The organism is Azospirillum sp. FG154 (assembly GCF_057809575.1).
The window spans coordinates 1-13,816 of the sequence record NZ_JBMDKF010000012.1 but is presented as its reverse complement, the minus strand read 5'-3'; the positions used below and the strand labels follow the sequence as shown (position 1 = coordinate 13,816).

Genomic DNA, 13,816 nt, shown 5'->3' with positions numbered 1-13,816 from the left:
TTAATGATGCTTAAATACTCAATTGCCAAATTTGATTGCAGGAACGGCTTTTTTCAGGAGCAGAAACATGCGCAATGTTGCTCTTTTCGTGACCGCCCTGTTGCTCAACGGCGCTCAAGCCATGGCGGACGACATCACCGTTCTCTACAATCACCGGCCCCCCTACTTGATCGAATCCGGTGGGAGCGTGGCGGGCTTGACCGGCGCGCCCGTTGACGCGGCGTTCAAAAAGGCGGGCATCCCCTTCACATGGGAATCGGCCCCGTCCAACCGCCAGATGACCATGATTAAGGAAAGCCAGACCCCGGTCTGCGCCGCCGGATGGTTCAAAAACCCCGAGCGGGAGGCCTTCGGGCGTTTCACCGCGCCGATTTATCAGGACAAGCCGACGGTCATCCTGACGCGCGCCGGCGGCCCGGCCACCGCCCACCACACCGTCGAGTCCCTGCTGGCCGACGCCAAAATGACCGTTCTGGTCAAAAGCGGCTACTCCTATGGCGGCTTCATCGACGACAAATTGCCCAACGCGGCGGCGAAAAAATCATCGACGACGCAGGAAAACATCGGCATGGCGATGATGATCGCGACGGGCCGGGCTGACTTCATGTTTCTGGCGGCCGAAGAGGGGAGCGAACTGCTGAAAGCCCCGGAACTGGCCGACAAGGGCTTGGTTTTGGCCGATTTGACCGACATGCCGCCGGGCAACCAGCGCTATCTGCTGTGCAGCCGCTCTGTGACGCCGGAAACCATTGAGGCGCTGAACCGCGCCATCGCCGCGCCCTGACGCGCCGCCGCTTGTCTTCGTTGCAATCGGTTCTCTTTGGTCGGCGGAGGGGGGCGGTGGGGTTTGCGCGGATCGGATCCCCACCCCACCGCGCCCTTTTCGCCCCGCCTGCTGGAAAACGGCTCACCCCTGCGAACAGCCCTGGGCGTTCTGTTCATGATATATAAATGTGTGGCAACCACATTTTTATGCACGATAATTCTGTTTGAAGGATAAAGACATGCGTGAAATTGCCGTCACAGCGGTCGCCTTGTGGGCGTGCGCGTCCCCAGCGTTGGCGCAAGAGATCACGCTCCTCTACAATTCCCGCCCGCCTTATGCGATTGAATCGGGAACCGGCGTCACCGGGTTGATCGGCGATCCGGTGACGGCGGCGTTCAAGAAAGCGGGCATCCCGTACAAATGGGTGTCCACGCCCATCAACCGACAAATCATTCAAATCAAAGAGGGAACCGCGCCCGTGTGCGGGGCCGGATGGTACAAGAACGCCGAACGCGAAGCCTTTGCCCAGTTCACCGAGTCGGTTTACCAGGGCAAGCCTCACCTGATTCTGACCCGCAAAGACAGCGCGGCGGCGAGCCACCGCAACATCGACGCTCTGCTCGCCGATCCCAAGATCATCGTGTTGGTGAAAAACGGCCTTTCCTATGGCCCCTTCATCGACGAAAGGCTGGCGAAGGCCGCGTCGGAGAAAAACCCGACGACCCAGGAAAACATCGGGATGGCCTCCATGATCGCGGCGGGACGGGCTGACCTGATGTTCATGGCCGGTGAGGAGGGGGAGGAGTTGTTGAAAGCGCCGGAACTGGCGTCCAAGGGCCTCATTCTGTCCCAACTGGACGGCATGCCGCCCGCCGGAAAGCGTCACCTGATGTGCAGCCGCAGCGTTCCGGCGGCAACCATCGAGGCGCTGAACCGCGCGATCGCCACCCCCTGAGCGCCCCCGCCCCGCTCCGCCCCCCTGTCCGCATCCAAGTTTCGTTAACCACTGCTCGCCAGACTGGAACAAACACCGTGGCGCGCGATCACGGCGGAATCGGAACGGGGGAGGAGGCGACCATGGCGCTGGGTGGAAATCTGGGGGGCAACGGTCACGGCGCGTCCCATCCCCGCAACCGCCCCCGCATCGGCGTTGCGCTGGGCGGCGGCGTGGCGCGGGGGTGGGCGCACATCGGCGTGCTGCGGGCGCTGAAGCGCTATGGGATCGAGGCGGACATCGTGTGCGGCGCCTCGGTCGGCGCGCTGGTCGGCGGCATCCATCTGGCGGGCAAGCTCGACGCGCTGGAGCATTGGGTGCGCAATCTCAACCGCCTGAAGATCGTCGGCTATCTGGATTTGCGGCTGCGCCAAGGCGGCGGCCTGATCGGCGGCGACAAGCTGGTGGCTGAAATGCGCCGCCACCTCGGCGACACCCGGATCGAGGAGTTGCCGGTCCCCTACGTCGCCATCACCACCGATCTCGTCACCGGGCATGAGGTGTGGGTGCAGGACGGCGATCTGGTCGAGGCCATGCGCGCCTCCATCTCGCTGCCCGGCGTGTTTCCGCCGGTGATGGTCGATGGACGCTGGATGATCGACGGGGCGCTGGTCAACCCGGTGCCGGTGTCGGCCTGCCGGGCGCTGGGCGCGCAGATGGTCATCGCCGTCAATCTGGCGGGCGACATTCTGGGCAAGGCGCGCAAGCCCGGCGCCACCGTGCCGACCGCCGCCGGATTCGACCTGCTGAAGCTGATCGACGAGGAGATGCCGGAAAGCCGCGCCTCCTCCATGGTCGGGGCGCTGACCCGCCGCATCTTCCGCCGCGATTACGACGGGCCAAGCCTGTTCGGCGTGATGGTGTCGTCGCTGGGCATCGTCACCGACCGCATCACCCGCTCGCGGCTGGCGGGGGAGCCGCCCGACGTCCACATCGCCCCACGCCTGGGCCACATCGGCCTGACCGAGTTCGACCGCGCCGACGATTGCATCCGCGAAGGCGAGGCGGCGGTGGAACGCGCCCTGCCCGACCTGCACGACGCGCTGGCCGTCTTCGCCACCGGCCCACGGGAGAACGCCCACGATCCGGCGCGACGCTGACTCCCCCCGGCTGGAACGGTTAACCATTATTTTGCCAAAGCGACCCACTACAGCTTGCGGACAAGGGGGGTTGCCGTCAAAATCATGTGGTTCCGCCGCATGGCGGCCCAATGACATTGGCGCGGGAGGCCTATGGAGGCGGTCAGCTACATCATTCTGATCGGATCGACCCTGCTGATCGCCAGCGTTTTGACCAGCTATCTGGCGCTGCGGATCGGCGCGCCGCTGTTGCTCATCTTTCTGGGCATCGGGCTGCTGGCGGGCGAGGACGGCATTGGTCAGATCACCTTCAACGATCCGCAAACCGCCTTTTTGATCGGGTCGATGGCGCTCGCCGTCATTCTGTTTGAAAGCGGCTTCGACACCAAGCTGTCGAGTTACAAGGCCGCCGCCTGGCCCGCCATGACGCTGGCGACGGTCGGCGTCGGCATCACCACCGGCGTCATCGGCGCCGCCGCCCATTATCTGATGGATCTGCCCTGGGCCGAAGCGCTGCTGGTCGGCGCGGCGGTCAGCTCCACCGACGCGGCGGCGGTGTTCTTCCTGCTGCGGGTCGGCGGCATCACGCTGCGCGACCGCGTGCGCTCCACCCTGGAAATCGAATCGGGCACCAACGACCCGGTCGCCATCATGCTGACCATCATTCTGGTGGAGGCGGCGAGCCACGGTTGGGGGTCGCCCTGGCAGGTGGCCGAGGAGCTGATCCGGTCGGTGTTCTTCGGCGGGGCGCTGGGTTTGATCGGCGGCTGGCTCGTCGTCACCTTCATCAACAAGGCGCGCTTTGAAGCCGGCATGAACCCGGTGGTGACGCTGACCTTCGCGCTGTTTCTGTTCGGCGGGGCCAACGTGCTGGGCGGCAGCGGCTATCTGGCGGTCTACGCCGCCGGTCTCTACGCCGGCAACGTCAAGCTGCGCGGCGCGCTGGAGTTGCGGCGCTTTCACGCCGGGCTGACCTGGCTCAGCCAGATCGTCATGTTCGTCATGCTGGGGCTGCTGGCCACACCCCATGAGTTCGCCGACATCGCCCTGCCCGCGCTGGCCATCGCCTTTCTGCTGATTCTGGTCGCCCGCCCGCTGGCGGTGTGGATCTGCCTGCTGCCCTTCCGCTTCAGCGCCAACGAAACCACCTTCATCGCCTGGGTCGGCCTGCGCGGGGCGGTGTCGCTGCTGCTGGCGCTGGTGCCGGTGCTGGGCGGGCTGGACAACGGCCAGATGGTGTTCAACACCGCCTTCATCGTCGTCGTCGTCTCGCTGCTGGTCCAGGGTTGGACCATCGGGTCGATGGCGCGCTGGCTGAGCCTGATCGTCCCGCCGCGCCGTGGCCCGGTGGAGCGCGTCGAGCTGGAATTGCCCGGCAACGCCGATCAAGAGCTGGTCGCCTACACCGTCCACGCCAAAAGCCCGGCGGCGCGCGGGCAGCGGATGCCGCGCTGGGCGCGCCCGTCGCTGGTCATCCGCGCCGACACGGTGGTGCCGCTCTACAAGGCCAAGCCGCTGCAACCGGGCGACCATGTCTATCTCTTCGCCCCGCCCCACCAATTGCCGTTGATCGACAAGCTGTTCGGCGGCAGCCGGGCGCTGGACCAGGACGACCGGGAATTCTACGGCGACCTCGTGCTCAGCCCAGACGCGACGGTGGAGCAGATCGCCGAGATGTACGGCCTGCCCCTGTCCCTGCCCAACGCCAAGCTGACGCTGAGCGACCTGTTGCGCCACGAGTTCGGCGGATCCTGCGAGTTGGGCGACCGGGTGCGGATGGGCGACGTCGAGTTGATCGTCCGCGACATGGACGAGCGGGGCGTCACCTCCGTCGGCATGGCGCTGGAGCCGACCACGGCGACGAAGCCGCGCGTCCCCCTGTTCCGCCACCCCACGGAATTGGTTGGAAAATTGCGGAACTGGTGGGGGAGCCAGTCGTTCCGCCGCTGGAAGCGTCGGGAACAGATGAAGGAACGGCGCGGCGACGGCGATTGACGCCGCGCGCCGCGATCACCCCCAACCATCAATCCCAACCATCACTTGATGGGCGGTCGACGCTGCTCGCGCACCATGTCGGCCAGCGCCTCGGGCATCATCGGGCGGCCGAAATGGTAGCCTTGCAACAGATCGCAGCCGACCGACACCAGAAAGTCGCGCTGCTCGACCGTCTCCACCCCTTCGGCCACGGTGGCCAGACCAAGGCCGTGGGCCATGCCGACCGCCGCGCGGACCAGCGCGTTGCTCTTGGGGTTTTCCGGCACGTCGATGACGAAGGCGCGGTCGATCTTCAGCTTGGCCACCGGCAATTGCTGGACGTAGCTGAGCGAGGAATAGCCCGACCCGAAATCGTCGATGGCGGTCTGGATTCCCAGCGCCGACAATTCCCCCAGCGTCTTGACCGCCACCTTCAGATCGCGCACCGCCGCCTGTTCGGTGATCTCCAGCCCCAGACGCGGGCGCAACTCCGGGCAGCCGCTCAACAGCTCTTCCAACCGCTGGGTCAGGTTGCCGCGCAAGAATTGCTGGCCGGAAATGTTCAGGAACACCCGCTCCGGCAACACCCCCTCGGCGTTCCAACGCATCATCTGACCGATGGCGGTGGACAGCACCCAATCGGTCAAAGGCACGATCAGGCCGCTTTCTTCGGCCACCGGAATGAACTCGCCGGGCGACACCGCGCCCAAGCTTTCATGGTTCCAGCGCAGCAGCGCTTCCGCCGAGACCACCCGTCCGGTCTTGGCGTCCACAATCGGCTGATAGACCAGATGCATCTCGTTCCGCTCGATGGCGTGGGCCAGATGCACGGTCAACAGCATGCGGCGGGTCGCCGCCGCCGCCATTTCCGGGGTGTAGAAACAGACGGCGTTGCCGCCGTCATGCTGAACCGCCTGCAAGGCCAGCTTGGCCTTGGCGTTCAGATCCTCCAACGTTTGCGCCGCGTTGTCCTGCAACGCCGCGCCGATGGACAAGCGCAGCCGCACCCAATGGCGATCCGCGTAGATCGAGGCGGTCAGCCGGTCGTGCAGCACGTCGGCCAGCGTTTGCGCGTGCCCGGCGCCGGTGACGCGGGCCAGCGCCGCGAATTCGTCGGCGGCGATGCGGCACATGTAGGTGTTGGGCGGCAAAACCTCCATCACCCGGCTGACCATCGCCTTCAGCGCGGCGTCGCCGACATGGAAACCAAACGCCTCGTTGATGTCGCTGAATTGGTCGACGTCCAGCGTGAACAGGGCGTGGCCGCCGCCGTCCAGCGGACTTCCCCCCGCCAACAGGGCCTCGCACTCTTCCAGAAAGGCGGTGCGGGTCAACACGCCGGTCAGCGGATCGTGCCGCGCCAGATAGGAGGCGCGCTGCTCCGCCGCCAGACGGTCGGAAATGTCGCGGATGATGCCGACAAAGGTGGTGCTGTTCCCCAGCCGCGCTTCGCCGACGCTCAGATGAATGGGAAAAACGGCCCCGTCCTTGCGCTTGCCCAGCGTGTCGCGCCCGATGCCGATGATCTTGGGACGGTCGGTTTTGACGTAGGCGTTGATGTATTTGTCATGGTCGCGGGCAAAGGGCGGCGGCATCAGAATCGTCATCGGTTGCCCGATCAACTCCGCCTCCTCATAGCCGAACAAGGCGCAGCAGGCGCGGTTGATCGAGCGAATGACGCCGCTGCGGTCGGACACGATGATGCCGTCAACCGCCGCGTCCAGCAAGGTGGCGACGAAGGGATCCCGGCGGGACACGAAATCGGCGATCCGTTCGGGATCCCCGGTCTCAATCAGCATCCCAAGAAAGCCAAGCGTTTCCCCATCGGCGTCCTTGTGGATCAGCACGCTGCCGCTGAGAATCGAGCGCCCGCCATCGCAGCCCATCGTCTCGCAATCGACCAAAACCGACAGGCCGGACCGCTTCAGAGACGTGATGGCGGCGGTGATCGAACGCGCCACGTCATGGTCAATGTCGGCGAAATCCAATCCAATCAAAGATTGTGGCGCCCGATCCAACACAGCCGCGAAACGACGATCCGCGTGTCGGCAGAATCCATCCCGGTCAATATAAACCAGGGCAAGATCCGCATGATCCAGCAAGCTGGACGCCAGCGACGACAGAAAGGCCAAATCGCGCGGGAACGCCCCGCCCGCCGCGCCATCCGTGTTCTGCAAATGTTTCGCCGGGTGTTCGCGCAAGGACTTTTCCGTTTTCACCAAGGCCACAGCATCATTCTGGGATCAAAAAGATCGGCGTGGGGAGGCATTATGACCCGCTCCGCCGTATTTTCCAATGTTTCCGCGCGCCCCCCCGGACGCAAGGGACGACGCCCGAGAAAAGACGGCGACGCCGCGCCAACCCCCTGCGCCCGCAAGGCCGCTCTGGCCATTCGCCAAACGGTCCTCAACGTTGTGAAGGGCCAATCCAAGGGGCATGGTTCAATCGGTCGCATGCCGCGTCATGGCCGATTCACCCTGGCCAACCAACCTTGAGGCGTTGTGATAAAAGACGGCCCGAAGCAATTCAAAGTTGGTTGATTCGCCAAAGCGGGGCATCATCTCGGCGGCGCCACACAACTCTGACGGGTCATAGAACCACCTGCCGGAAGTCATATGGAACAGAATGGCGCGCACAGACGTTAACCCGATGGTCAGGCGTCGGACCTCCGTCGCCGCCAACATCCGCAGCGCAACGATGGGGAGCATCGCCATGACACCGGCATTCCATCACATTCGCCATGCCGACGGGCGCGCGTATTACGAAGGTCGTCCGTTGAGCCTTGCCGACGCCCACCTGATGCTGAACGACGACATCCTCCGCCGGGCGGTTCGTCCGGGCGCCTATCTTCGGGTTGAGCGATCCGAACTGATTCTGGAATCCGGCTCCGCCACGCAGTGACGCCGACGCGTCAACCGGCGGCGATGTCGTGGATTAGTGCGGGTTGTTGCAATTTGTTACCCTAATATTGCGGCCTTTTCAGCGCGCTGGGTTCAGAATGAGGCTCATCTTTTCCAAATTGGAAAAGTCTCTGAGGCGGCAATGCTGAACGCAACCAACCCGATGCTCGACGCGATGGAGATCATCCGGGGAACCGACGTCATTTCGGATGAAAAAAAACATGTCCTGTTTCAGGGCCTGAACGATCTGCGTCGCCACAACTGCCCGCCCCCGGAACATTGCGCGCAGTGCCCAACGTCAAAACGTTGCATGGACGCCATCGCCGATCTGCTCGGCTCTTAGGATTCGCGATTGCAACGCCCTGTCATGCGCGCTGACGACGACGCCACGCTCTGTTCGATCGCGATTCTCGCCGAAGCGGTTGAGATGGCCTTCATTCCCGGCATTCTGGAGTTGCGCACCCTGCGGGACGCCTTGCAGGACGCCCTGACATCCAACTCCCCGGACGCGATCCGGTTGGCCTACAGCGCCTTCAGCCGGGTGGACCGCGATTTCCGCCAACGCATCAGCCATCACGCCTTGTCTTTGGCCAGCCTGCGCCGCCAAAACGCCGGTCCGATCCTGCGCCCGGCGCGACGCTGACCGCCTTCTTTTACGCCGCTTGGATCGCCTCCCGGTCGGCCAGACGCAGGGTCAGCAAGCGGGCCAGCCCCCACAGCGCGCTTTCCGCCTGCCCCAACGCCGCCAGCAACCGGGCGCGCTCGTCCAGGGGAACGCCGCTGTCAGATTCCAGATAGCTCTGGCGCAGCCGCGCGGCGGCCCCGCCCTGCTCGCCGATCATGCCGTGGATCATCCGCAGATCGTCAACGTCGCCGCTCTCCAACGCCGACAGCGTTTCCAGCAACACCGCGTCCAGCGCCTCCAGCAGAATGTCGGCGAAACGCCGCCCGGCCTCCGACAGGGGGGCCGCGCCCAGCTCCTGGGTGAAGTCGAACAGGCAGCGTTCCAGGGCGCGGGCGTGATCCTGGCTTTGCAGAACCCCCATCAGCACCGGAACCAGCGGCGGCGGCATCGTTCGCTTGCACAGATTGCCGACAAAGCCGTCGATCTCCTTGGACAGCGCCGCCAGCGCCGTGTGCAGGGCGACGGCCTTGGCCGTCCGCTTGGCGTCGTCGGCGCTGCCGCCCGACGGGGCGCCCGACCGCGCCAACGCCAACAAGGGGGCCAACGCCGCCCGGTAACGGGCCTGTTCCTTTTCCAGAAGACTCAGGGCCGATTCCGGCTCCTCCACCGCGCGGGCGAACAGGTATTTCGGCAGGGACAGATCCTCGTCCTCGGCCTTGCCCTGGCCGACGCGCGACAGCAGCCGCGCCATCAGCGGCACGAAGGGCAGCATCACCGCCGTGTTGAAGATGTTGAAGCCGGTGGAGTAGGTGGCGATGGCGATGGGGACCAGCGGGTAGCTGACCGCCCCGCCCGCCCCCGTCGCCGCGACTCCGGGATCGCCGCCCAGCGTCCAGGCGACCAGTTGCAGCGACAGCGGAAACAGCGGCAGCATCAGCAGCACGCCGATGACGTTGAAGGACATGTGGGCGTAGGCGGTGCGCCGCGCGTTCAAGGACAGGTTCAGCGCCGCGACGTAGGAGGTCGCCGTCGTCCCGACGTCCGCCCCCAAGGTGAAGGCCAACGCCGTGTGCCAATCCATCACCCCCGACGCCCCCAGCCCCATGACGATGCCGACGGTGGCGGAGGAGGAATGGATGATCGCCGTGACCAGCGCCGACAGGGCGACGCACAGCAGGATGCCGCCGTAGCTGTCGGCGGACAGCAGGGTGAAGACCTCCATCATCGCCGGGGCGGAGCGAATCGGGCGGAAGCCGCTGGTCAGCAGATCCAGGCCGTAAAAGATCATGCCCAAGCCCAGAATCGCCAGGGCGGAGTAGCGGATCTTCGGTTTGCCGACGAACAGATAGACCAGCGCCGCCACGCCGATGACCGGCAAACCCCATTTGCCGATGGGCAGGGCGACGAAGACCGTGGTCAGCGTCGTGCCGATGTTGGCGCCCATGATGAGGCCGATGGCCTGCTCCAGCGTGACGATGCCGCTGTTGACGAAGCCGACCACCATGACGGTCATCACCGTGCTGGATTGGATCACCCCGGTCACGAAGGTGCCGGTCAGCAGGGCGAAGATTCGGTTGGTGGTGAAACGCTCCAGAATCTGGCGCATCCGCTCGACCGCCAGCGATTGGATGCCGTCGGACAGAAACTCCATCCCCAGCATGAACAGCCCGAGTCCGCCCAGAACCCGAAACACCATGTCTTGAATGACGCCGCCGTCCATGCCGTTTCACCCCTTTGTCACAGAAGCGCAAAGAATAAGCGGCTTTTGGGTTCGCGCGCAGGGGGAAGTCGTCGGGCAGCCGTGGAAATGCGCTGTTGCCGCCCCATCGCCGCCTATCTATGATGCGCCGCCCCGGCCAGACGGTCGAACGACGCGCTTAGATTCGGATCCCATGCTCCAGTTCATTCGCAATTTCGCCGGTTCGTGGGTCGTCAAGATCCTGTTCGTGCTGTTGATCCTCAGCTTCGGCATCTGGGGGATCGGCGACGTGTTCCGCTCCAGCACCCCAACCACGGTGGCCGAGGTCGGTTCGACGCAGATCGAGCGCGAGGCGCTCGACCAGGAATTCCGCCGCCAGATCGAACGGCTGCGCCCGATGCTCGGCGGCAATCTGACCGCCGAACAGGCCAAGCAATTCGGCTTGCTCGACCAGTCGCTGCAAACGTTGATCCAGCGCGCGCTGTTCGACCTCGCCGCCAAAGACGTCGGCGTCGCCGTCGGGCCTGAGGTGGTCAAGCTGCGCATCGCCGACGAACCGGCCTTCCGCAACCAGCAGGGCCAGTTCGACCCGAACATCTTCCGCACGGTGCTGCGCAACAACCAGTTGACCGAAAACGGCTACATCGCCCAGCTTCGCGGCGAGACCGCGCGCGAGCTGGTCGCGGGCGCCGTCAACGCCGGGGTCGCCGCGCCCAAGACGTTGACCCAGACGCTCTACCGCTTCCGTGGCGAAAAGCGCGTGGCCGAGGTGGTGACGCTGACCAACGCGTCGGTCGGCGACGTCGGCAGCCCGGACGAGGCCGAGATCACCCGCGCCTATGAGGACCATCAGGTCCGCTTCACCGCGCCGGAATACCGCGCGCTGACCGTGGCGCAACTGTCGCCCGACGCGCTGGCCGCCGACGTCAAGCTCGACGACGCCCAGCTCCGCGCCGCCTATGACGAGCGCGCCGCCGAGTTCGGCACGCCGGAAAAACGCAACATCCTGATGACCGTCGTCGATGACGAGGCCAAGGCCAAAACCATCGCCGAAGCCGCCAAGACCAAGGGTCTGGCCGACGCCGCCAAGGACGCCGGGGTGGAGCCGGTGACGCTCGACGGCGTCGCGCGGACCGAACTGCCCGAACTGGGCGACGCCGCCTTCGCGCTGGAGCAAGGCAAGACCAGCGAGCCGATCAAGAGCGGCCTTGGCTGGCATGTTCTGACCGTGACCGGCGTTCAGGCCGGATCGACCAAGAGCTTTGACGAGGTGCGCGAGCAACTCGCCAGCGAAATCCGCAAGGAAAAGGCGCTCGACGCCGTGTTCTCCATCGCCAACCGGGTGGAAGACCAGCTCGCCAGCGGCGCGTCGCTGGAAGAGGTGGCGAAAGCCCAAGGGCTGGTGTTGAGCAAGGTCGCGGCGGTGGACAGCGCCGGCAAGGCCCCGGACGGCAAGGACGCCGCCCCGGCCCTGCCCGCGCTGAAGGCCCTGTTGCCGAACGTCTTCCAACTGAAGACGGGCGCCGCCACCAACCTGGCCGAAGGGCAAGGCAGCGTCTTCACCGCCGTCCGCGTGGACAGCGTGATTCCGGCGGCCCTGCGTCCGCTGGCCGAGGTGCGCGATCAGGTCGTCACCGGTTGGCAGAACGACAAGCGCGCCGAACTGGCCGCCAAGAAGGCCGAAGAGATCGCCGCCAAGCTGGCCAAGGGTCTGGAGGCCGCCGCTCAGGACGTCGCCAGCCAGTCCGGCGCCAGCTTCGCCATGACGGTTCCCTTCACCCGCGACGCGAAGACGGTGAGCGGCCTGCCCGGCGATCTGGTCGCCAAGCTGTTCGGCGCCAAACCGGGCGAGGTGGTCAGCGGAACCAGCGCCGATTCGCAGATCGTCGCCCGGCTGCGCGAGGTGATCGCCGCCGATCCCGCCGACGCCGCGCTCGGCCCGCTGGAGACCAGCGTCAACCAAGGGCTGGAAAGCGATCTGATGGCCCAGTTCGTCAACGCCCTGCGCGTCCGCTACCCGGTGCAGATCCACCGCCAGCGCATCGACCAGTTCTTCGCCGCCAACAACTGAGACGCGCGGCCCGCCGCCTCCGTCCTCTGACAAAGGTTCGATCCCGTGAAGGTCCAGCCCGAACACACCGCCTTCGACGCCGTTTACGCCGCCGGACGGCCCCAGGTGGTGTGGACCACCCTGGTCAGCGATCTGGAAACCCCGGTGTCGGCCTACATGAAGCTGGCGGACGGGCGGCCCTTCGGCTTTCTGCTGGAATCGGCGGAGCGCGGGGCCGGATCGCGGCGCGACCGCTATTCGGTGATCGGCTTCAAGCCGGACGTGGTGTGGCGGTCACGCGGGTCGAAGGCGGAAATCAACCGCGACGCCCTGCATGATTCCGCCGCCTACCAGCCGCTCGACGCCGCCCCGTTGGAGGCGCTGCGCGCGCTCATCAACGAAAGCCGCATCGACCTTCCGGCGGAGCTGCCGCCGATGGCCGCCGGTCTGTTCGGCTATCTGACCTACGACATGGTTCGCCTGATGGAGCGTCTGCCCGACGCCAACCCGGACGAGCTGAACATTCCCGACGCCATCCTGACCCGCCCCAGCATCGTGGCGATCTTCGACAGCCACACCGATTCGATCACGCTGGTCACGCCGGTCTGGCCGAAACCGGGAGTGGCCGCCGACGCGGCCTACGCCTACGCGCGCGAACGGCTGAGCGACGCGCTGTCCGATCTGGAACGCCCGCTGCCCTACCGGCGCGAGCCGCGCAGCGAAGCGGGCCTGCCGCTGGCCTGGACGTCCAACACGACCCAGGCCGAGTATCACGCCATGGTCGAGAAGGCGAAGGAGTACATCCGCGCGGGCGACATCTTCCAGGTGGTGCCGTCGCAGCGCATCCGCTTCCCCTTCAAGCCGTCGCCGCTGGCGCTGTACCGCACCCTGCGCCGCCTGAACCCGTCGCCCTTCCTGTTCCATTGCGATTTCGGCGAGTTGACCGTCGTCGGCTCCAGCCCGGAGATTCTCGTCCGCGTGCGCGACGGCAAGGTGACGGTGCGTCCCATCGCCGGAACCCGCAAGCGCGGCGCGACGCCGGAGGAAGACCAGGCGCTGGCCGACGATCTGCTGAGCGATCCCAAGGAATTGGCCGAGCATCTGATGCTGCTCGACCTTGGCCGCAACGACGTGGGCCGCGTGGCGAAGATCGGCACCGTCAAGGTGACGGCCAAGATGATCGTCGAGCTGTACAGCCACGTCATGCACATCGTCTCGAACGTCGAAGGCGATTTGGACCCGAAATTCGACGCGCTCGACGCGCTGGTCGCCGGTTTCCCCGCCGGAACCGTCTCGGGCGCGCCCAAGGTCCGCGCCATGCAGATCATCGACGAACTGGAAAAGGCCCGGCGCGGCGTCTACGCCGGGTGCGTCGGCTATTTCGGCGCGTCCGGCGCGATGGACACCTGCATCGCGCTGCGCACCGCCGTTCTGAAGGACGGCATGATGTATGTCCAGGCGGGCGGCGGCGTCGTCGCCGACAGCGACCCGGAATCCGAATATCAGGAAACCGTCAACAAGGCCAAGGCCCTGATCCGCGCGGCGGAAGAAACCGTGCGGGCGACGTCGGAACGCTGACCACGCCGACCGGAGTTCACACGAAAAGCCCCTCTCCCCCCAAGGGGCTACGGCGTTCACACATGTTGCGGAACGTTAAGGTCCTGTTTGGAAAGAAAAGCCCTTCTCCCCTTGCGGGAGAAGGGTTGGGATGAGGGGTGCGGACGGCTGA

Annotated in this window: 12 protein-coding genes; 9 read left to right on the top strand and 3 right to left on the bottom strand. The window is 65.6% G+C overall.

Translation table 11 applies throughout. The features are described 5' to 3' along the window. Positions 1-67: 67 nt before the first annotated feature. The 4 genes from ACODS4_RS15115 to ACODS4_RS15100 all read left to right on the top strand — a co-directional run bounded on the left by ACODS4_RS15115 (position 68) and on the right by ACODS4_RS15100 (position 4,834). A complete protein-coding gene (locus tag ACODS4_RS15115; protein WP_488865014.1) occupies positions 68-784 on the top strand; it encodes a substrate-binding periplasmic protein in 717 nt (238 codons plus the stop codon). A 220-nt stretch (positions 785-1,004) separates the two neighbouring features. Continuing rightward, positions 1,005-1,721, top strand: coding sequence for a transporter substrate-binding domain-containing protein (locus ACODS4_RS15110; RefSeq protein ID WP_488865013.1), 717 nt, complete (start codon positions 1,005-1,007; stop codon positions 1,719-1,721). Positions 1,722-1,798: 77 nt separating this feature from the next. Further along, positions 1,799-2,860: a patatin-like phospholipase family protein gene (locus ACODS4_RS15105; RefSeq protein ID WP_488865012.1), complete on the top strand. Its 1,062-nt coding sequence runs from the start codon at positions 1,799-1,801 to the stop codon at positions 2,858-2,860. A 132-nt stretch (positions 2,861-2,992) separates the two neighbouring features. Further along, positions 2,993-4,834: a potassium/proton antiporter gene (locus ACODS4_RS15100; protein ID WP_488865011.1), complete on the top strand. Its 1,842-nt coding sequence runs from the start codon at positions 2,993-2,995 to the stop codon at positions 4,832-4,834. 41 nt (positions 4,835-4,875) lie between these two features. Here the strand turns inward: ACODS4_RS15100 and ACODS4_RS15095 are convergent, their stop codons facing one another. Both ACODS4_RS15095 and ACODS4_RS15090 read right to left on the bottom strand, forming a co-directional pair. After that, entirely contained in the window at positions 4,876-7,032 is a 2,157-nt protein-coding gene (locus tag ACODS4_RS15095; RefSeq protein ID WP_488865281.1) for a putative bifunctional diguanylate cyclase/phosphodiesterase, read from the bottom strand. Between the two features lie 222 nt (positions 7,033-7,254). Then, a complete protein-coding gene (locus tag ACODS4_RS15090) occupies positions 7,255-7,527 on the bottom strand; it encodes a hypothetical protein (RefSeq protein WP_488865009.1) in 273 nt (90 codons plus the stop codon). On the opposite strand from ACODS4_RS15090, the gene ACODS4_RS15085 reads away from it, so the two are divergent. The 3 genes from ACODS4_RS15085 (at position 7,526) to ACODS4_RS15075 (ending at position 8,356) form a co-directional block, all read left to right on the top strand. Next, positions 7,526-7,714 carry a hypothetical protein gene (locus ACODS4_RS15085; RefSeq protein ID WP_488865008.1) on the top strand — a complete coding sequence of 63 codons (189 nt, stop codon included), beginning with the start codon at positions 7,526-7,528 and terminating at the stop codon, positions 7,712-7,714. The genes ACODS4_RS15090 and ACODS4_RS15085 overlap by 2 nt on opposite strands. A gap of 141 nt (positions 7,715-7,855) precedes the next feature. Beyond that, a complete protein-coding gene (locus ACODS4_RS15080; protein WP_488865007.1) occupies positions 7,856-8,056 on the top strand; it encodes a hypothetical protein in 201 nt (66 codons plus the stop codon). Positions 8,057-8,080: 24 nt separating this feature from the next. Then, on the top strand, positions 8,081-8,356 hold the full coding sequence (locus ACODS4_RS15075) for a hypothetical protein (protein ID WP_488865006.1): 276 nt from the start codon (positions 8,081-8,083) through the stop codon (positions 8,354-8,356). Between the two features lie 10 nt (positions 8,357-8,366). Here ACODS4_RS15075 and ACODS4_RS15070 read toward each other — a convergent pair whose 3' ends face one another. Continuing rightward, complete coding sequence (locus ACODS4_RS15070; RefSeq protein WP_488865005.1) at positions 8,367-10,058, bottom strand: Na/Pi cotransporter family protein; 1,692 nt, start codon at positions 10,056-10,058, stop codon at positions 8,367-8,369. A gap of 172 nt (positions 10,059-10,230) precedes the next feature. Here ACODS4_RS15070 and ACODS4_RS15065 point away from each other — a divergent pair, with 172 nt between their 5' ends. Together ACODS4_RS15065 and trpE are read left to right on the top strand one after the other, a co-directional pair. Continuing rightward, positions 10,231-12,108, top strand: coding sequence for a peptidylprolyl isomerase (locus tag ACODS4_RS15065; protein ID WP_488865003.1), 1,878 nt, complete (start codon positions 10,231-10,233; stop codon positions 12,106-12,108). A 45-nt stretch (positions 12,109-12,153) separates the two neighbouring features. After that, a complete protein-coding gene (gene trpE / locus ACODS4_RS15060) occupies positions 12,154-13,665 on the top strand; it encodes an anthranilate synthase component I (protein WP_488865001.1) in 1,512 nt (503 codons plus the stop codon). The last annotated feature ends 151 nt before the right edge of the window (positions 13,666-13,816 follow it).

Excerpts from the sequence above, each read along its gene's own strand:
- ACODS4_RS15090 (WP_488865009.1), bottom strand. The coding sequence starts at position 7,527 with ATGGCGATGCTCCCCATCGTTGCGCTGCGGATGTTGGCGGCGACGGAG.
- ACODS4_RS15075 (WP_488865006.1), top strand. The coding sequence starts at position 8,081 with ATGCGCGCTGACGACGACGCCACGCTCTGTTCGATCGCGATTCTCGCC.
- ACODS4_RS15110 (WP_488865013.1), top strand. The coding sequence starts at position 1,005 with ATGCGTGAAATTGCCGTCACAGCGGTCGCCTTGTGGGCGTGCGCGTCC.
- ACODS4_RS15085 (WP_488865008.1), top strand. The coding sequence starts at position 7,526 with ATGACACCGGCATTCCATCACATTCGCCATGCCGACGGGCGCGCGTAT.
- ACODS4_RS15080 (WP_488865007.1), top strand. The coding sequence starts at position 7,856 with ATGCTGAACGCAACCAACCCGATGCTCGACGCGATGGAGATCATCCGG.
- ACODS4_RS15065 (WP_488865003.1), top strand. The coding sequence starts at position 10,231 with ATGCTCCAGTTCATTCGCAATTTCGCCGGTTCGTGGGTCGTCAAGATC.
- ACODS4_RS15100 (WP_488865011.1), top strand. The coding sequence starts at position 2,993 with ATGGAGGCGGTCAGCTACATCATTCTGATCGGATCGACCCTGCTGATC.
- ACODS4_RS15115 (WP_488865014.1), top strand. The coding sequence starts at position 68 with ATGCGCAATGTTGCTCTTTTCGTGACCGCCCTGTTGCTCAACGGCGCT.
- ACODS4_RS15070 (WP_488865005.1), bottom strand. The coding sequence starts at position 10,058 with ATGGACGGCGGCGTCATTCAAGACATGGTGTTTCGGGTTCTGGGCGGA.